20 protein-coding genes and 3 tRNA genes are annotated in these 16,560 nt (G+C 53.2%); 8 read left to right on the plus strand and 15 right to left on the minus strand.

The annotated features are described in order from the left end of the window. Window positions 1–201: 201 nt before the first annotated feature. The 8 genes from V1587_RS05585 to V1587_RS05620 all read right to left on the minus strand — a co-directional run bounded on the left by V1587_RS05585 (window position 202) and on the right by V1587_RS05620 (window position 5,152). Window positions 202–684, minus strand: a complete 483-nt coding sequence (locus V1587_RS05585) for a DUF2501 domain-containing protein (RefSeq protein ID WP_371899468.1) — start codon at window positions 682–684, stop codon at window positions 202–204. A gap of 83 nt (window positions 685–767) precedes the next feature. Then, window positions 768–1,505, minus strand: coding sequence for a DNA replication protein DnaC (gene dnaC / locus V1587_RS05590; RefSeq protein ID WP_013095461.1), 738 nt, complete (start codon window positions 1,503–1,505; stop codon window positions 768–770). Further along, window positions 1,502–2,047, minus strand: a complete 546-nt coding sequence (gene dnaT / locus V1587_RS05595) for a primosomal protein DnaT (protein WP_371899469.1) — start codon at window positions 2,045–2,047, stop codon at window positions 1,502–1,504. The genes dnaC and dnaT overlap by 4 nt, the downstream gene beginning before the upstream one ends. Before the next feature lie 147 nt (window positions 2,048–2,194). Continuing rightward, window positions 2,195–2,623, minus strand: a complete 429-nt coding sequence (locus tag V1587_RS05600; RefSeq protein WP_008502092.1) for an organic hydroperoxide resistance protein — start codon at window positions 2,621–2,623, stop codon at window positions 2,195–2,197. 84 nt (window positions 2,624–2,707) lie between these two features. Then, entirely contained in the window at window positions 2,708–3,160 is a 453-nt protein-coding gene (locus tag V1587_RS05605; RefSeq protein ID WP_371899470.1) for a MarR family winged helix-turn-helix transcriptional regulator, read from the minus strand. Window positions 3,161–3,201: 41 nt separating this feature from the next. Beyond that, window positions 3,202–3,843 carry a TetR family transcriptional regulator gene (locus V1587_RS05610; protein ID WP_395314529.1) on the minus strand — a complete coding sequence of 214 codons (642 nt, stop codon included), beginning with the start codon at window positions 3,841–3,843 and terminating at the stop codon, window positions 3,202–3,204. A 68-nt stretch (window positions 3,844–3,911) separates the two neighbouring features. Beyond that, a complete protein-coding gene (locus tag V1587_RS05615; RefSeq protein WP_371899472.1) occupies window positions 3,912–4,385 on the minus strand; it encodes a threonine/serine exporter in 474 nt (157 codons plus the stop codon). Beyond that, a complete protein-coding gene (locus V1587_RS05620; RefSeq protein ID WP_371899473.1) occupies window positions 4,376–5,152 on the minus strand; it encodes a threonine/serine exporter ThrE family protein in 777 nt (258 codons plus the stop codon). Before V1587_RS05620 ends, V1587_RS05615 begins: the two co-directional genes overlap by 10 nt. 405 nt (window positions 5,153–5,557) lie before the next feature. Here V1587_RS05620 and V1587_RS05625 point away from each other — a divergent pair, with 405 nt between their 5' ends. Then, window positions 5,558–6,295 carry a LuxR C-terminal-related transcriptional regulator gene (locus tag V1587_RS05625; protein ID WP_371899474.1) on the plus strand — a complete coding sequence of 246 codons (738 nt, stop codon included), beginning with the start codon at window positions 5,558–5,560 and terminating at the stop codon, window positions 6,293–6,295. Beyond that, a complete protein-coding gene (gene bglJ / locus V1587_RS05630) occupies window positions 6,292–6,927 on the plus strand; it encodes a DNA-binding transcriptional activator BglJ (protein ID WP_371899516.1) in 636 nt (211 codons plus the stop codon). Before V1587_RS05625 ends, bglJ begins: the two co-directional genes overlap by 4 nt. A gap of 38 nt (window positions 6,928–6,965) precedes the next feature. Here the strand turns inward: bglJ and V1587_RS05635 are convergent, their stop codons facing one another. Then, window positions 6,966–7,424 carry a YbaK/EbsC family protein gene (locus V1587_RS05635; RefSeq protein ID WP_008502085.1) on the minus strand — a complete coding sequence of 153 codons (459 nt, stop codon included), beginning with the start codon at window positions 7,422–7,424 and terminating at the stop codon, window positions 6,966–6,968. A gap of 328 nt (window positions 7,425–7,752) precedes the next feature. Between V1587_RS05635 and V1587_RS05640 the strand changes: the two genes are divergently transcribed. Beyond that, the gene (locus V1587_RS05640; protein WP_395314530.1) at window positions 7,753–9,099 is read left to right on the plus strand and encodes a PTS sugar transporter subunit IIC; all 1,347 of its coding nucleotides are present in this window, start codon (window positions 7,753–7,755) and stop codon (window positions 9,097–9,099) included. A 127-nt stretch (window positions 9,100–9,226) separates the two neighbouring features. Here V1587_RS05640 and fhuF read toward each other — a convergent pair whose 3' ends face one another. Both fhuF and V1587_RS05650 read right to left on the minus strand, forming a co-directional pair. Further along, window positions 9,227–10,015: a siderophore-iron reductase FhuF gene (fhuF, locus tag V1587_RS05645; RefSeq protein ID WP_371899476.1), complete on the minus strand. Its 789-nt coding sequence runs from the start codon at window positions 10,013–10,015 to the stop codon at window positions 9,227–9,229. A 95-nt stretch (window positions 10,016–10,110) separates the two neighbouring features. Continuing rightward, the gene (locus V1587_RS05650; protein ID WP_371899477.1) at window positions 10,111–11,175 is read right to left on the minus strand and encodes a GGDEF domain-containing protein; all 1,065 of its coding nucleotides are present in this window, start codon (window positions 11,173–11,175) and stop codon (window positions 10,111–10,113) included. 215 nt (window positions 11,176–11,390) lie between these two features. Here V1587_RS05650 and V1587_RS05655 point away from each other — a divergent pair, with 215 nt between their 5' ends. Continuing rightward, window positions 11,391–11,660, plus strand: a complete 270-nt coding sequence (locus V1587_RS05655) for a DUF1435 domain-containing protein (protein WP_371899478.1) — start codon at window positions 11,391–11,393, stop codon at window positions 11,658–11,660. Between the two features lie 41 nt (window positions 11,661–11,701). Here V1587_RS05655 and V1587_RS05660 read toward each other — a convergent pair. The 4 genes from V1587_RS05660 to rsmC form a co-directional block, all read right to left on the minus strand. Then, window positions 11,702–11,787: transfer RNA gene (locus tag V1587_RS05660), tRNA-Leu, on the minus strand. Window positions 11,788–11,821: 34 nt separating this feature from the next. Continuing rightward, window positions 11,822–11,908, minus strand: a tRNA-Leu gene (locus V1587_RS05665). Between the two features lie 28 nt (window positions 11,909–11,936). Beyond that, a tRNA-Leu gene (locus tag V1587_RS05670) sits at window positions 11,937–12,023 on the minus strand. A 172-nt stretch (window positions 12,024–12,195) separates the two neighbouring features. Continuing rightward, entirely contained in the window at window positions 12,196–13,224 is a 1,029-nt protein-coding gene (rsmC, locus tag V1587_RS05675; RefSeq protein WP_371899479.1) for a 16S rRNA (guanine(1207)-N(2))-methyltransferase RsmC, read from the minus strand. Window positions 13,225–13,326: 102 nt separating this feature from the next. Between rsmC and V1587_RS05680 the strand changes: the two genes are divergently transcribed. The 4 genes from V1587_RS05680 to prfC all read left to right on the plus strand — a co-directional run bounded on the left by V1587_RS05680 (window position 13,327) and on the right by prfC (window position 16,531). Then, window positions 13,327–13,740 (plus strand): DNA polymerase III subunit psi, encoded by a 414-nt coding sequence (locus V1587_RS05680; protein WP_033144572.1) that lies wholly within the window; start codon window positions 13,327–13,329, stop codon window positions 13,738–13,740. Further along, a complete protein-coding gene (gene rimI / locus V1587_RS05685) occupies window positions 13,709–14,152 on the plus strand; it encodes a ribosomal protein S18-alanine N-acetyltransferase (RefSeq protein ID WP_371899480.1) in 444 nt (147 codons plus the stop codon). The genes V1587_RS05680 and rimI overlap by 32 nt, the downstream gene beginning before the upstream one ends. Before the next feature lie 20 nt (window positions 14,153–14,172). Beyond that, window positions 14,173–14,850, plus strand: a complete 678-nt coding sequence (gene yjjG, locus V1587_RS05690) for a pyrimidine 5'-nucleotidase (protein WP_008502077.1) — start codon at window positions 14,173–14,175, stop codon at window positions 14,848–14,850. Window positions 14,851–14,941: 91 nt separating this feature from the next. Then, window positions 14,942–16,531, plus strand: coding sequence for a peptide chain release factor 3 (gene prfC, locus V1587_RS05695; protein ID WP_028015433.1), 1,590 nt, complete (start codon window positions 14,942–14,944; stop codon window positions 16,529–16,531). The last annotated feature ends 29 nt before the right edge of the window (window positions 16,532–16,560 follow it).

Below are 16,560 nucleotides of genomic sequence, written 5' to 3' on the forward strand. Positions count from 1 at the left end.
GCGATGTCGTTAAGCTGCAATTTTAGTGTCACGAAAGTGTGCTGTTGTTAGGATTTGGTTTAGAAAATCGTTTTTATGAAGACGGACACATCCTGACAAACGGACGCTGAGACGGTGGCAGGTGGGAAAAAGGCTCGTTTAGCGCCGCGCTGCAAGACTATCGCATTAAACGCGGCGTGTTGTGGCAGAAAATGGGGTGGATCAGGAGATGAAATTAACGCCTTGTTTCAGCACCAGATCGCAGGCTTTGGTTTTCACCTGTTTTGCCAGAGAAGAGTTGCCAAGGGTGCTCAGGTTAAGCTGCTGGCCGTTTTGCGCATTAAGCAGGCCCTGAATGCCGTCCATATAGTTGGTGTCCGCTTTCTGCTCCTGAGTATCCAGACCCAGTTTACCCAGCACCTGGTTTTTCACGTTTTGCGCGTCGGTCACCGAGGCCAGCTTTTGCTTCGCGCAATATTCCAGAATCCCCGCCGCGTTGTTCATCGTGCCCGCGCTAAGGCTCTGGCCGCTGTTGCCCAGCAGGCTGGTGAGGGAAGAGGCGGAGAGTCCACCCTGAGAGCTGCTGCTCTCTTTGGTCAGCTCATTCGCTGCGCTTGACAGGGACTCCTGCCAGGACGCGGCTTGCGCTGCGCCGGTCATCAGCAGCGCGCCTAAAAAGGTGCTGATTAGAATCTGTTTTTTCATCATGGCTCTCTCAAAAAGGTCCGTTTTGGGCCGAAGGGGTTCCAGTATATACCTATGCCCTGGCGGCGATTCCTGGAACTGTCTTAATACTCTTTGCCGGTAACGCGGCTGCGGTAACTTTCCCAGTCGAAGATGACATAAAGACTGTTACCCAGCTTCATGCGGTCCATGACGCGTTCCCCCAGCAGGCGGGTCATCTCGTCGATGTTGTGGTTCGTCAGCATGCCGGTAGGGCGTTTGGACGAGGAGCGGCGATCGACAATCTGGTTGATGATCACCTTTTCATAGCGGGATTCCGTCTGAACGCCAATCTCGTCGATAACCAGTAAATCGACATTGCTCAGATCGTTCAGCAGCTGTTCTTCGCTGGTTTCGCGGTTGCTGAAGGTGTCTTTCATCGCGGACATGATATCGGCCACGGTGATGATAAGAACCGATTTACCCCGCAGAAGCAGCTCGTTGCAGATGGCGGCAGCAAGGTGGTTTTTGCCGGTGCCCGGCTTGCCGCTAAAAATGAAGCTGGCGATATTGCCGTCGAATTCATCCACATACTGACGGGCGGCGGCAAGGGCGTTCATCTGCCCGTTGGTCTCGATTTTATAGTTATCGAACGAGCAGTTCTGGTGCAGGGGACGAATACCGGAACGGTTAAAGGTGCGCTGCATTTTCATCGCCCGGTTTTCCCTGGCGAGCGCGGCGGCGCGAATCTCACCTTGCTCTTTTTGCCACGCCAGCAGCTCTTCACCCGTGGTGAACGCGGGCTTCACGTTGGCAGGCATCATTTTTTGCAGACGTTTCATCAGGTCGCCGACGTTCTTCATTTCGCACCTCGAAATCCGCTGGGGATTTGTTTATCCGGTTCTGAAAACGCGTTGATATCGCGTTTTGGCTGCCCATTGTTGCCAGCGCGGGTAATCTGGAGATGACGCGCGAGCTTTTGCTGCCACTGAATGTGGGTGAACACTTTCCCTTCCGCCTGCCACCAGGCGGTAAACGCGGCGAGCTCTTCCGCCGTGGCCGGTTGGGTTAACGCTATGCCCCACAGCGCGGCCTGCCGCTGGAAATCCGCATCCGGTTGCCAGCCCGCATAGAGGGCAAATTTGCCCATCGGGACGGTCACGGGGACGTTAACCGGTTCATCAAAGAACTGGCTGTCCAGCGTGACATCGCTCGCCGGGCGTGACAGTTGCGCTTCAATCTCCAGAAGCTGCGCCAGGCGTTCCGGCGTGATTGCGTAAAACGCCGGAGCGTTGTCGGCAAAAACCGCAACCGTGCCGCCTTCGGCGTGGGTCAACACACCGCGTGGGTCGCGCATAAAGGCATCGATGCCAGCAATGCTGGTAGTCAGAATTCTGGAGGACATAACGCTTACTCTACTGATTACTACGGGCGTGATATGGGCTTATGGTAGCACAGAGAGGGAAAGGGAAGGAGGGGATTTCCCCGGTGGCGCTGCGCTTACCGGGACTACAGTCATAGGCCGATTAAGCGCAGCGCCATCAGGCAGTTATCACGCGATGATATTCAGGGTCACGTCGATGTTGCCGCGGGTTGCGTTAGAGTACGGGCAAACAATGTGCGCCGCATCGACCAGCTTTTTGGCTTCCGCAGGATCCATACCCTCAACGTGGATGTTCAGTTTTGCTTCGATACCAAAACCGGTTGGCAGTGGGCCAATACCCACTTCGCCTTCAATAAAGGCATCTTTTGGCAGGGTAAATTTGTCGCGTGCGGCCACGAACTTCATCGCGCCCAGGAAGCAGGCAGAGTAGCCCGCGGCAAACAGCTGCTCAGGGTTCGTCACGTCTCCGCCCATGCCGCCCATCTCTTTTGGCACGCCCAGTTTTACGTCCAGTACGCCATCGGAAGATGTCGCGCGGCCGTCACGGCCACCGGTTGCTTTTGCTTTGGCGGTATAAACAACTTTTTCTAAAGACATGGCAGGTTCCTCATCTTGCTTTAATGTGCGCTATTAAATAGCGTGCGATATATATGGGTAATAATCACGCGTTAGAGTGCAGCTTTACGCGCGGTGTAGCTGTTGTCGCAAAAGTTCGAGCTGTTGTTTGAGTGCCAGCAAAGTATCGGTATCACACTGTGCTGCGCAACCCACCGCATGGGGAATACCCAATGCCTGCTGCTGAAGTTCACGTCCTGCTTCACTCAGGGTGACGGCGACCTGACGTTCGTCCTTGCGTGAACGGTGACGGTTGATGAGTCCGCCACTTTCCAGCCGTTTTAACAGCGGCGTCAGCGTCGCAGAGTCCAAAAACAGGCGTTCGCCGATATCCGACACCGTGACGTCATCCTGCTCCCACAGCACCAGCATCACCAGATATTGCGGGTAAGTCAGGTTCAGCGGTGCCAGCAGTTGCCGGTACAGCTTATTAAGCGCCAGATTTGCCGAATAAAGAGCAAAACAGAGCTGGTTATCCAGCTTGAGCGCAGCGGTTACGTCGTTCGTTTTCGCGTTCATGAGATGAATATAGATAGTGTGCGATTTAATTGCAAGCAATTTTATGGGCAGGTGTAGCGGAGAGCCACCTGAACGGCCATTTTGCGGTAGTGCTGGCGCTGAGCCTGTTCGTTTGCGCCTTCTTCAAACAGCAGCGTAAAGGTGTAGCTGTTGGCAACGTAGTGAAAGCTGAAGCTGCTTATCAGTCGATGAAGATCGCGGGCGTCTACCGTCTCACTGAAGAGCTGTTTTTCTTTCCCCCGGCGCAGGATCTCCTCCAGCAGATCGAGCGCGCTGCGGTTGACCTGGCGAAGATAGCTCGACTGCTGCATAAAGCGGCCGCGCTGCATGTTTTCCATGCAGATAATTCGGATGTAGTCAGGGTGGTCGGCATGATAGTCAAAGGTGGCTTCAACCAGGTTGACCATCGCTTCGACGGGGGGCATTCCCGCCAGGCTTAGTGCTTTTTCACTGGCGCGAATCTGGGTGTAAACATGTTCCAGAACCAGAAGATAGAGATTCTCTTTATTCTTAAAATGGTAAACCACCATGCGTTTGGTGGTACCCGCTTTCTCCGCAATCTGCTCCATGCGGGCACCGTTCAATCCATACTCGGCAAACAGCGCGATGGCGCTCTGAAAGATTTTCTCTTTCAGGCTGGATTCTTCACTGTGCTCGGGGTGTTCGCTGCCAGGGTTAGCCACATCCTTTCCTTATTTTTCACCAAACGGACCAGAAGGATTATCTCCACGGCAGCGAAATAACACAAATATCAAACGCGTGGGCGTTTGCGGTACAGCCACAGCCCGGGGATCGACAGCCCGACGGAGAGCGCGCCGACGATGGACGACGCCTTGAGAAAGTTGCTCAGGAGTAGGATCATCTGAGGCTCTGTGTAGCCAAAATGACTGATTTTCACCGCGGAAATCATCGCCGTATACGCCGATATGCCCGGGAACATCGGGATCACGGCGGCGACGGTGAACACTTTGGGATGCGCCAGGTACCAGCGCGACCACTGGATGCCGATACTGCCAACCAGCATGGAGGCCATAAATGTTGACCATTCGATGTTAAAACCCGCGGTCATCATCACCATGCGAGAGCCATGACCAATCGCGCCCAGCAGCGCACACCACCGCAGAGCACGTTGCGGAACGTTAAATACCATCGCAAAGCCAACGGCAGGAATAGCGGCCAGGAGCATGTCCTGTGCCAGCGCCAGCAGAAAATCTATCACGCCCATCCGCGTAACCCCCAGAGTGTCATGGCCATCACTACGCCGATGCAGGTCGCCAGCGTCAGCAGGCTGGCAATTGCCCAGCGTGCCAGACCGGTATTGATGTGCCCTTTAAACATGTCGGCGACGGCGTTAATCAACGGAAAGCCCGGGACCAGCAGAAGCACGCTCGCGGCCATGGCAATCGTCGGGGTAGCGGCAAACTGCGGCAGGCGCAGCAGCAGGCCGGAAACCGTGGTGGCGACAAACGCGGTAATGCAGAAGTTAATTTGCGGATGCAGCTGCCGGTGCGTCAGCATCTGGCGAACATACATGGCGATACTGCTGGCAAAAAAGGTGACGATAGCGCCGTCCCAGCCGCCTTTATTGAGCTTACAGAAGCAGGCGCACGACAGCCCTACCATCAACACCACAAGCCAGCGCGGATAACGTAATGGCTTAATTTGGTTGAACCGTTTTTCAATTTCATGGAGATCGAGAAGCTTATGTTCAGCAAGGATGACGATGTGCTGCACTTCGGTCACGACGTGCATGTTAATGCCGCGGTCGTGATTCTTGCGGGTGGAAGTCAGGCACTGACCGTCTTTGATTGTGGTCAGCACGATGGCGTTGGATGAAATAGCGCTTTCAACGCTATCCATACCCAGCGCCAGCCCCAGCCTGGTGGAAAGCTCTTCAACCAGCGCGCTTTCCGCGCCGTGCTGGAGCAGAAAAAGACCGCACTGAATACATAGCCGCGTGATAGCACGCTGCGTTGACCGATCTGCCTGCATGTATTGTCCTGAAGAAAATGGAAAGTTGCCGGTTGGCCCATAGCGACTACTTTTAGCACAAAATGCAGAGCCTCTTGCTGTGGGCCAGATCAAGGTTTATGCAAACAGTTGCTGTCCCCCTAATCGCGGAAGGGAGTTATTCATCATTTTGGTGAATTAATTTTATTAAAAGATAAGTTATATATATTTAGTTATTCTAATTTTATATTGTAGTTATTTTAATGAAACTGCAATTAAATTTAATTTCGCTTTGTGAGATATTACTGCTGTTTAGGCATTTCTTAAACTACGAATACATCTCATCTTCTGCTTGTATTAACCTGCTTTACATTCAGGGACGAAAATACTCATACGTTGATGCGTTTTAATGTTACTCATCAAATGAAGAATGGACACGGAGGGTCTATGTTGTCTTTGCACGGTAAGCATAGCGTTATCATTAGCCGGATACCGGTGATGCAAAACGGGTTAGGAGGCGTAATGACTCGCCATTTCCCCGAATTTGAATTGACCTTTTGCGGCTCATTGCAGGAGTTAACTCTGCTCCAGTTACGCAGCGCTGACGTCATCATTGCCGATATCTCAGGCGAATACTGGAATCCTCGGGGCGCGCTCGAAGAGTATTTCAGTTTATTGAATCAATACCGGAACATTCACTGGATCTTTTTAGTTTCGCGTCCGCTTAACCCTATTGCCGTTGAGTTACTTGTGCGCCCGGAAAGTACGTTGCTTTCTGATATGGAACCCATTGAAGGCTTAGTTAACGCTATTCGGGCAGGTAGGGAACGCGCAGAGCGGGTGAGCCAGACGTTGTTAGCCCCTGAAAATAAAAGTGCGGAGGATGAAGACGAACACGTTATTACGCTAACGTACTCCGAACGCAAAGTATTGCGACTGTTAGGTAAAGGATGGGGGATTAACCAAATCGCCGCGTTGCTCAAGAAAAGTAATAAAACTATCAGTGCGCAGAAAAACAGTGCGATGCGACGCCTGTCATTACGCAGTAATGCCGATATGTACGCCTGGATAAACAGCACACAGGGAATGCGAGAGCTGAGTTTGATGTCAGCCTATGGAGAGTTCGAGGAATGGAAAAAACCGATTCAACAAGACATATCGCCATCGTCGAAAATTGCACGATGAGTGCTGTTGGGCTACAGCATCTTTTTGCGATGCCCGGCCTGAATCATTATCAGCTGCATCTGTTTAGTGAATTTGACAGCTTTAAGAAAGCACTTCAGCACGTCAATTTTTTCTCGCTGATCTATTCATATTCCGATGCGCGAGAAGAGCGTCGTAGCTGCCTGGCGCACCTGCGGGATTTTGCGTTTACGCATAGCCATATCCAGCGCATTATCCTGGTCGCTGACGAGATGGAAGCAAGATTAATTAGTCATCTTTCCCCGTCACGCCTTCACGGTGTGGTGAGTAAATCGCTGACGCTTGAGCACCTGCAGAAGGAATTCATGATGTTGTTGAGTGAAACCCTGCGCATAAATGACAATATGATGAATCACTGGTACCGGAGTCAAAGCAGAATGTTAAGCCCAACGGAAAGGGCCATATTGCGGTATATGTCTTGCGGCTATTCCATACCTCAAATCGCGGCACAGCTTGAACGCAATATTAAGACCATACGGGCGCATAAGTTTAATGCGATGGTGAAACTGGGGGTGAACTCTGACGTAGGGCTGCTCGATGCGGCGGATATTATTACCCACCTTCCGCTAAGAGAACCGCAAAGTTCGGTACTTAACAAGCCGACCTTTTTATAACCTGCCTGTTGCGCGCCAGACAGGCTCTGGCGCATCAATCAGATGCAAACATCAACCCATTTTGCAGAAGTCAGCTCTGCCATTCTGTCAGGTGAAATACGCACGGCACTATGAATTGCGCCTGCGGCGGGCAGGACTTCGGCGTACTGCTTTAATGAGATATCGCAGTAAACCGCGAGCGGATTTTCCAGGCCGAACGGGCACACGCCGCCAACGGGATGACCGGTGATGGTCACTACTTCATCACTGCTGAGCATGCGCGCTTTCGCACCAAACGTGTCTTTCAGCTTTTTGTTATCCAGGCGCGCATCGCCTTTCGCCACTACCAGTATCACCTCATTTTTCACCTTTAATGACAAGGTCTTGGCGATTTGTCCCGGTTCAACACGATGGGCGGCAGCAGCCAACGCAACGGTAGCGGTACTCTGGCTAAGTTCTATTACATCTATATCCGGCGCGTTGTCGGCAAAAAACTGCTGTACAGACTGCAAACTCATTGTTTCCTCCTGACAAATATCCTGCGTAATCTGTCATAAGAATTTATGCTCTGTAAATATCTCTTCAGTAACAAATATTCCAGACGGCTGATTTCTGGATCCTCTTCACATTCACAGAAACCGGTTACAGTAACCGGTTGCAGAGCGTGATGCGTCGATTAATACTGAGTACGTAACGTCCCCTGTATCCAATAATAAGAGCAAACTATGAAACCATTTCGTCTGAGCAGTACCACTGGTACACAAGCCAGCAAGGTTGTGAAGCTGATTTATGGAACAACGTGCGGCGCGAAAGTGCCCGTAACAAACGTCTGACAGGAGATCTGCCATGTCTGCCAACCATGCTGCGTTTAACCTGATATTCCGTTTCGTTGAAAATTACGTTAGCCCGATTGCCGGGCGGATCTCTTCCCAGCGTCATGTTATGGCTATTCGAGATGGATTCATCTCCGCGATGCCATTTATGATTGTGGGTTCATTCTTGCTAGTGTTCGCTTACCCACCTTTTTCGCCTGATACCACGTGGGGTTTCGCCCGCGCCTGGCTGGATATGGCGAAGCAGTTTGAAGGCCAGATCCTGACGCCGTTTGATATGACGATGGGCATTATGTCCATTTATATCTGTGCGGCCATCGCCTATAACCTTGGCAAACACTACGTCAAATCTCATCAGCTGGACCCGTTTATGTGCGCCATGCTGTCGCTGATGGCGTTTCTGCTGGTCGCGGCACCGAAAACTAAAGGCACGCTGCCAGTCGATAGCCTGGGTGGGACGGGCATTTTTACCGCGATTCTGGTCGCGATCTACTGCGTTGAGATGATGCGTTTCCTCAAGGCGCACAACATCGGTATTCGCCTGCCAGACCAGGTACCTCCGATGATCAAAAACTCTTTTGATCTGCTCATTCCTGTGCTGGTAGTGGTATTGACGCTCTATCCTATGAGCCTGGTTATTCAGTCTCAGTTCGGCATGCTGATCCCGCAGGCTATTATGTCGGTCTTTAAACCTCTGGTTTCCGCCGCGGATTCCCTGCCTGCGATCCTGCTGGCCGTGTTGATTGGCCATTTGCTGTGGTTCGCCGGGATCCACGGCGCCGCCATTGTCTCCGGGATGCTGCAGATGTTCTGGCTCACTAACCTGGGCGCGAACCAGACCGCTCTGGCCGCCAGCCAGCCTCTACCGCATATTTTTATGGAGGCGTTCTGGACGTTCTTTATCGTGATTGGCGGGTCGGGAGCGACGATGGGGCTGGTGATTTGCTATCTGCGTAGCCGTTCAGCGCATTTACGCTCTATCGGACGTTTAAGCGTGGTACCCAGCTTCTTTAACATCAATGAACCTGTCATTTTCGGTACGCCGATTGTGATGAACCCGGTGTTCTTTATTCCGTTCCTGCTGGCACCGATGGTTAACGCCGTGCTGGCGTGGGCGGCGATGACGTTTGATTTGATTGGGCGCGTCATCTCAGTAGTTCCCTGGACGGCACCGGCGCCAATAGGCGCAGCATGGGCTCTGGGCTGGGATTTCCGCGCAGCTATTCTGGTTGTGGTTCTGGCCTGCGTATCGGCAATCATCTACTTCCCGTTCTTCAAAGTGTATGAGAAGCAGCTGCTGGAGCAGGAAGCGGAAGAAGCGCAGCGTAGCGCGGAAGAGGACAATCAGCAGGTGGCATAGGTAAAAACAAAACGGCAACGCAGGTTGCCGTTTTTAGTGTTTGTTCCCTCTCCTTGTGTGAGAGGGTTTACGCCGGGTCCGGTTTTGTAGGCCCGGTAAGCGAAGCGCCACCGGGCAATTCACTGCTCTACTTCAGCGTGCAATCCCCACACTGCTTAACGTCCGGCAGGCGATAGCGCTGGCAGCAGGTGCGGCGAACCAGAAGCCCATCACGGAGTACAACGGTGCGGAATAGCGGGTTGTCACGGCCATCGGAAAGCTGCTTGGCAAAGAAACAGGACTGACGCAGGGCCTCAACGTTCTCATCACCGAGCAGCGGCTTCATTTCTGTTAAATACCAGTGGATTAAATATCCCGTATTGCTCCAGATAAGTTTCCCGTTAATCTCTCCCGTCGCTTCAAGCGCTTCCACCACCGGTACCAGGGCCTGAGTGATAAGCTTCTCCATGCGTTCCTGAGCCGTCAGGCGTTCCGCGTTCTGGTCTTCGTGCAGATCAATCCAGAAGCAGGCCGCACGCCCGGTTTCGTGAAACTCGACGTGGAAGTTATCCGGCGAGAGCTCCAGCATGCTCTTCTGTGTTAACAGCGCCAGCATGAGGGGAGGCACCATCAGCCCGATATACCACTGCGCCCAGAGAGAGAGCAGGGGTTTATTTTCCCGCGTAAGGGTGGGCTGATTGCGATAGATATGGTCGGAATAGGTGGCCAGCAGAGACTGCAGTTTTGCCGGTTGGCGCCACTCTGAGAGCGTCATGGCGTGGTTCGGGTGCGCTTCATCAAGCCGGATAAAGTCCAGCAGGTGGGCGCGCGTTTCCGCAATCTTATCCCGTATGGCATCCGCAAGCGAAGCATTCCCGCTGGTGAGGGGCGCTCGCCAGAGGATGGGTTCGACGATGTGTGCGGTTTGCGTGGCCATAGTATAGATAGAAATCTAAATGATAATGATTGCCAATCCTAACTATTGCTCATACCAATGGCAAGACTTTTGTCCGGGTGACATCGCAGTGATGTTTACGCCGTCTGCAGCTCTTCACTCAACAGAATGTTATTACGCCCCATATGCTTTGCTTCGTAGAGGGCTTTGTCCGCTTTTTCCAGCGCGCCTTCCACGTCATCATCCCCGAAAATGGCAATACCAATGCTGATGGTGACGTTTGTCGCGACGCTTTCGTTAAACAGATGCGGGATTTTCAAATCGTAGACTTTCTGACGGATCCGCTCGGCCGTCTGGCGGGCATGCTCAAGTGAAATGTTGGTCAGCAGCACCATAAACTCTTCCCCGCCAAAACGCGCCACAATATCGCGAGAACGCACGGCGTCGCGGATTGCCGCAGAGACGCGCTTCAGCGCCTGGTCGCCCATCATATGGCCATAATGATCGTTATAGGCTTTGAAGTGGTCGATATCCATCAGCAGGACAAAGTGCTCGCCATTTTCTACCGTCGGCAGATTCTCCAGACGGCTTTGCAGACCGCGACGATTATAAAGCCCGGTAAGCGGGTCCATCATGCTGAGATCGGTAAGGGTTTCTCGCTCTTCCAGCAGGCGAGAGAGCAACTCCTGAGCGAAACGATCGTTACGTGTTTGCAAAATGTTATGAATAGCAATTGCCACCACAGGAAGTGCGAAAGAATAGGTCATTCTCAGCCATATATCGTGATCGCTTAGCCACATGCAGACAATAAAGGTGGGTAATGAGTGCAGCGTAAATGCTTTGATATTACTGGCGAATGCCAGCGTTCCGATAAAAAGTACCGTTAATAGGGCGATCAACAAATACGTCGCGTGGTCGTGGGTAATTAAGGCGAATTTAGACACAATTTGCCAGGCCCACAAAATACCGAAGATCCCTGAAACAACGGGAATATTTATCTTCCGCGCGCGCTTTCTCCAGTGCCAGACGAACAGGCCGGTGCTGATAGAGAAAATAGCAATAAGTGGCGCAGATAACAGGCGTACAGAATTGAGCGGATTTGTTACCGAGAACACCGCTGAGATTGCGTTAAGAAATAAAAATAAACGTAACGACAATTGATATTTTCTGTGAACCAAAGACCGCCAGGATTGTGATGTCATAGTCGTGCGTTTTTATTAAAATTTAATTAAAACAAATAAGTAGGTGCCGTTTCGCAATAAAACATGCAAAAAACTCAAAGAGTAATTATCAGAAAATCTTTAGAGGTTGTTAACAGGTGTGCAATTTATCACCTTAGGCAATTCCTGTCATTACGGGAAAGGTAAAGGTCGATGGATTTTGATTCATTCAGCTGACAAATGATAATGTATTTCATATGATATTGATTATCATTATTGTTGTGAGAGGGCATAGCATGTTGAACAGGGCGCTTGGCAGTGGTTGGGGGGTATTGCTACCGGGAGCCATTCTCGGCGGGTTGATGTTTGCCGATCTCTCCCTTGATACCTGGAAAGCCATCATTGTGTCAGGCCTGTTAGTCACGTCAGGCATGATCTGGCATAAGCAGCTGCGCCACTTTGTTTTACTGCCATCATGCGTAGCACTGGTCAGCGGAATTCTGGTGATACTGATGAGTTTGAAATAACAGGGAAAAAAAGAGGCACTTCAGGAGGGATGTAAGATAATTGGTGCGAGGGGGGGGACTCGAACCCCCACATCCTAAGGACACTAACACCTGAAGCTAGCGCGTCTACCAATTCCGCCACCTTCGCACAGTCATCTTACTATTTTTTGATATCGCCTCGTTGGTGCGAGGGGGGGGACTCGAACCCCCACATCCGTAAGGACACTAACACCTGAAGCTAGCGCGTCTACCAATTCCGCCACCTTCGCCCAGTGCGAGCAATATCATCGTGATTTATGGTGCGAGGGGGGGGACTCGAACCCCCACATCCGTAAGGACACTAACACCTGAAGCTAGCGCGTCTACCAATTCCGCCACCTTCGCATACCATCGATACTGTAAAAGTATCGTAACCACGGAGGCGCATTCTAGATGTTTTCAGCTTTACGTCAACAGAAAAGTGCGCGCGACACCTTGATTGCTGCAAAAATGGCCGATGAAGGCGCCATGCGGAGCCGGATGGTGCTTGCACTTATCCGGCCAGCATGAGTGGAGATTACTTTTTGGCCTGACGCGTCATCACGGTACGGTAGACCTTAAAGCGGCCGGTCTGGGCGATCACTTCGTGGAAACCGAAGGTTTCATCCAGCACTTTCGGGTACGCCAGGAAGGCGTTCGCGACAATACGCAGCTCACCGCCGCTGTTGAGGTGACGGACTGCGCCACGGATCAGCGTTTGCGCAGCTTCCAGGCTGGTCTCCATGCCGTCGTGGAACGGCGGGTTAGAGATGATCATGTCGAAGCGACCGGTGATGTCGGAGAAGACGTTGCTGGCAATCACCTCGCCTTCAATGCCGTTTGCGGCAAGCGTTGCGCGGCTGGCTTCAACCGCCGCGGCGCTCACGTCACACAGGGTTAAGCGCACCTTTGGTGAATGGCTGGCGAGCACGGTAGAAAGTACGCCCGCGCCGCAGCCCACGTCCAGCACTTTGCCTTTGGTGTGCGGCGTCAGGGTGGAAAGCAGCAGCTTGCTGCCCGTATCCAGCGCGTCACGGCTGAACACGCCCGGCAGCGTTTTGATGGTCAGGCCGTCAAGTTGGTACTCGTCCCAGTACGCCTGCGCATCAAACGTTGTCTGTTTTTCCAGACGGCCATGGTACAGACCACAGCGGCGAGCGCTGTCGACTTTATTCAGCGGCGCGTAGCCTTCAAGCATCTGTTCAGCGCTGCGCACGCCGCTGCGGTTCTCTCCCACCACGAAAATATCGCAGCCGACCGGCAGCAGGGAGAGCAGGTTCATCAGCTGGAACTGGGCTTCCGGTTTATTCTTCGGCCAGTAGTAAATCAGCGTATCGCAGTCGGCGATATCGCTCTGCTCCGCCACCAGGCTAAAGCGCGCGCGCTCGCCCATCTGGCGGCTCAGCACCTGCCAGTGGTGGTAATATTGGGTGTGGGCACGGCTTTCAGCACAGTCGAAACGCGCAGGCAGGTCGTCCTGCATATCTCCGGCAAACAGAATACGGCTTTCTTCGAAATCATCACTGTGACGCAGCAAGACTTCACTTGCCGGGGTAAATGCAGACATGAATTGTTCCTCAATAAACTCAGGCGGGGATTATAGTAGGTAGATGGCGCACTTTCGACACATTTGCTATATTTGCGCGCCTGAGAGACAGGAGTTTTCCCTATGACATCCCGACGAGACTGGCAGTTGCAGCAACTGGGCATCACCCAGTGGGCTTTGCGTCGCCCGACGGCGTTGCAGGGCGAAATTGCCATTTCCATCCCTGCGCACGTACGGCTGGTGATGGTGGCGGAAGAACTGCCTGCCCTGAATGAACCCCTGATCGATGATGTCCTTCGCAGCCTGAAGATGACGGCCGACCAGGTTTTACAGCTGACGCCAGAGCGTGTCGCGATGCTGCCTCCTGATAGCCGCTGTAACAGCTGGCGTATCGGAGAGACAAACGAAATCCCCCTCCAGGGGAGCCAGATCTGCTCGCCAGCGCTGGACGAACTGAAAGCCAACCCAAAAGCGCGCAGCGCGCTATGGCAACAAATCTGCGAATATGAACACGATTTCTTCCCTCACGACGCCTGATCTGTCCACAGCGTTCGCGATTGAAACACGCGCCCACGCGTTTCCGTGGAGCGAAAAAACCTTCGCCAGCAATCAGGGCGAACGGTACCTGAACTACCGCCTGGACGTTGACGGCACCATGGCCGCTTTCGCGATCACGCAGGTTGTTCTTGATGAGGCGACGCTGTTTAATATCGCGGTTGATCCCGCGTTTCAGCGCCGTGGGCTGGGAAGAGAACTGCTTAAGCACCTCATCCGTGAGCTCGAAACCCGTGACGTTTTCACCCTGTGGCTGGAGGTGCGCGCGTCGAATGTCGCCGCCATCGCGCTCTATGAAAGCTTAGGCTTTAACGAGGCGACAATCCGCCGTAACTACTACCCCACCGCAGAGGGACGTGAAGACGCCATCATAATGGCTCTGCCGATTGGATAATAAAAAATAAGGTTGTAACGATGAAATGGGACTGGATTTTCTTTGATGCCGACGAAACGCTGTTTACGTTCGACTCGTTCGGCGGCCTGCAGCGGATGTTTCTCGACTATAGCGTAACCTTCACCGCTGAAGATTTTCAGGACTATCAGGCGGTCAACAAACCGCTGTGGGTGGATTACCAGAACGGTGCCATCACCGCGTTACAGCTTCAGCACCAGCGCTTTGACGTCTGGGCGGAACGCCTAAAGGTCAGCCCGGGCACGCTGAACGAGGCTTTCCTTAACGCCATGGCCGATATCTGTGCGCCGCTGCCGGGTGCGGTTTCCCTGCTGAATGCGTTGAAAGGCAAGGTGAAACTGGGGATCATTACTAACGGTTTTACCGCCCTGCAGCAGATCCGCCTTGAGCGCACCGGCCTGCGCGATCATTTTGACGCGCTGGTGATCTCGGAAGAGGTTGGCGTGCCGAAGCCGGATCCGCGAATTTTCGACTACGCGCTGGCGCAGGCCGGAAATCCCGATCGCGATCGTGTCCTGATGGTAGGGGATACGGCAGAGTCAGATATTCTGGGCGGCATGAAGGCCGGTCTGTCGACCGTGTGGCTCAATGCGCATGGCCGCGTGAAGCCTGAAGGCATCGAGCCGACCTGGACCGTGACGTCGTTGAACGAACTGGAGCAACTCCTGTGTAAACAATGATTGCCTGCCCCCCGTTGATGGGTAAAATAGCCGCAATTTTGTATTCCATGATGCGTGGCGTGCTGCCGCGCTTATAAAAGAAGATTTAATTATGACGTTGTCTCCTTACCTGCAAGAGGTGGCCAAGCGCCGCACTTTTGCCATTATCTCGCACCCGGATGCCGGTAAAACGACCATCACCGAGAAGGTGTTGCTGTTCGGACAGGCGATCCAGACTGCGGGTACCGTTAAAGGCCGTGGCTCCAGCCAGCATGCAAAATCTGACTGGATGGAGATGGAAAAGCAGCGTGGTATTTCGATTACCACCTCCGTGATGCAGTTCCCGTATCACGACTGCCTGGTGAACCTGCTGGACACCCCGGGTCACGAAGACTTCTCTGAAGATACCTACCGTACCCTGACGGCGGTGGACTGCTGTCTGATGGTGATCGACGCCGCGAAAGGTGTAGAAGACAGGACGCGTAAGCTGATGGAAGTTACCCGTCTGCGCGATACGCCGATCCTCACCTTTATGAACAAACTCGACCGTGACATCCGCGATCCTATGGAGCTGATGGATGAAGTGGAAAACGAGCTGAAGATCGCCTGTGCGCCAATCACCTGGCCGATTGGCTGCGGTAAGCTGTTCAAAGGCGTTTACCACCTCTATAAAGACGAAACTTACCTGTATCAGACCGGTAAAGGCCACACCATTCAGGAAGTGCGCATTGTTAAAGGTCTGGACAACCCGGATCTGGACGCGGCGGTCGGGGAAGAGCTGGCCGCGCAGCTGCGCGACGAGCTGGAGCTGGTCAAGGGAGCGTCTCATGAATTCGACAAAGAGCTGTTCCTGAGCGGCGAAATTACCCCGGTCTTCTTCGGTACCGCACTGGGTAACTTCGGCGTTGACCACATGCTCGACGGTCTGGTGGAGTGGGCGCCGCAGCCGATGCCGCGCAAAACCGACACCCGTGAAGTGGAAGCAAAAGAAGAGAAGTTCACCGGCTTCGTGTTTAAGATTCAGGCCAACATGGACCCGAAACACCGTGACCGCGTGGCCTTTATGCGCGTGGTGTCCGGTAAGTATGAAAAGGGCATGAAGCTGCGCCAGGTGCGTATCGGGAAAGACGTTGTCATCTCCGACGCGCTGACCTTTATGGCGGGTGACCGTTCGCACGTTGAAGAAGCCTATCCGGGCGACATCATCGGTCTGCACAACCACGGCACCATCCAGATCGGCGACACCTTCACCCAGGGTGAAATGATGAAGTTCACCGGTATTCCGAACTTCGCGCCGGAACTGTTCCGCCGCATTCGTCTGCGCGATCCGCTTAAGCAGAAACAGTTGCTGAAAGGCCTGGTTCAGCTCTCTGAAGAGGGCGCCGTGCAGGTCTTCCGCCCGATTGCGAACAACGATCTGATTGTTGGCGCGGTCGGCGTGCTGCAGTTTGACGTGGTCGTTGCGCGTCTGAAGAGCGAATACAACGTAGAAGCGATTTACGAATCGGTGAACGTCGCGACCGCGCGCTGGGTCGAATGTTCTGACGTGAAGAAATTCGAAGAGTTTAAGCGTAAGAACGAAATTCAGCTGGCGCTGGACGGTGGCGACAACCTGACCTATATCGCGCCAACAATGGTGAACCTGAACCTGACTCAGGAACGTTACCCTGACGTTCAGTTCCGTAAAACCCGCGAGCACTAATCCCCTCTCAGAGCACGGCTGCCGCCGTG

This window comes from Enterobacter sp. ECC-249, from assembly GCF_043965265.1.
GTDB lineage: Bacteria > Pseudomonadota > Gammaproteobacteria > Enterobacterales > Enterobacteriaceae > Enterobacter > Enterobacter quasiroggenkampii.

Coding starts and splice junctions, on each gene's coding strand:
- V1587_RS05585 (WP_371899468.1), bottom strand. CDS start 684: ATGAAAAAACAGATTCTAATCAGCACCTTTTTAGGCGCGCTGCTGATG.
- dnaC (WP_013095461.1), bottom strand. CDS start 1,505: ATGAAGAACGTCGGCGACCTGATGAAACGTCTGCAAAAAATGATGCCT.
- dnaT (WP_371899469.1), bottom strand. CDS start 2,047: ATGTCCTCCAGAATTCTGACTACCAGCATTGCTGGCATCGATGCCTTT.
- V1587_RS05600 (WP_008502092.1), bottom strand. CDS start 2,623: ATGTCTTTAGAAAAAGTTGTTTATACCGCCAAAGCAAAAGCAACCGGT.
- V1587_RS05605 (WP_371899470.1), bottom strand. CDS start 3,160: ATGAACGCGAAAACGAACGACGTAACCGCTGCGCTCAAGCTGGATAAC.
- V1587_RS05615 (WP_371899472.1), bottom strand. CDS start 4,385: ATGGGCGTGATAGATTTTCTGCTGGCGCTGGCACAGGACATGCTCCTG.
- V1587_RS05620 (WP_371899473.1), bottom strand. CDS start 5,152: ATGCAGGCAGATCGGTCAACGCAGCGTGCTATCACGCGGCTATGTATT.
- V1587_RS05625 (WP_371899474.1), top strand. CDS start 5,558: ATGTTGTCTTTGCACGGTAAGCATAGCGTTATCATTAGCCGGATACCG.
- bglJ (WP_371899516.1), top strand. CDS start 6,292: ATGAGTGCTGTTGGGCTACAGCATCTTTTTGCGATGCCCGGCCTGAAT.
- V1587_RS05635 (WP_008502085.1), bottom strand. CDS start 7,424: ATGAGTTTGCAGTCTGTACAGCAGTTTTTTGCCGACAACGCGCCGGAT.
- V1587_RS05640 (WP_395314530.1), top strand. CDS start 7,753: ATGTCTGCCAACCATGCTGCGTTTAACCTGATATTCCGTTTCGTTGAA.
- fhuF (WP_371899476.1), bottom strand. CDS start 10,015: ATGGCCACGCAAACCGCACACATCGTCGAACCCATCCTCTGGCGAGCG.
- V1587_RS05650 (WP_371899477.1), bottom strand. CDS start 11,175: ATGACATCACAATCCTGGCGGTCTTTGGTTCACAGAAAATATCAATTG.
- V1587_RS05655 (WP_371899478.1), top strand. CDS start 11,391: ATGATATTGATTATCATTATTGTTGTGAGAGGGCATAGCATGTTGAAC.
- rsmC (WP_371899479.1), bottom strand. CDS start 13,224: ATGTCTGCATTTACCCCGGCAAGTGAAGTCTTGCTGCGTCACAGTGAT.
- V1587_RS05680 (WP_033144572.1), top strand. CDS start 13,327: ATGACATCCCGACGAGACTGGCAGTTGCAGCAACTGGGCATCACCCAG.
- rimI (WP_371899480.1), top strand. CDS start 13,709: ATGAACACGATTTCTTCCCTCACGACGCCTGATCTGTCCACAGCGTTC.
- yjjG (WP_008502077.1), top strand. CDS start 14,173: ATGAAATGGGACTGGATTTTCTTTGATGCCGACGAAACGCTGTTTACG.
- prfC (WP_028015433.1), top strand. CDS start 14,942: ATGACGTTGTCTCCTTACCTGCAAGAGGTGGCCAAGCGCCGCACTTTT.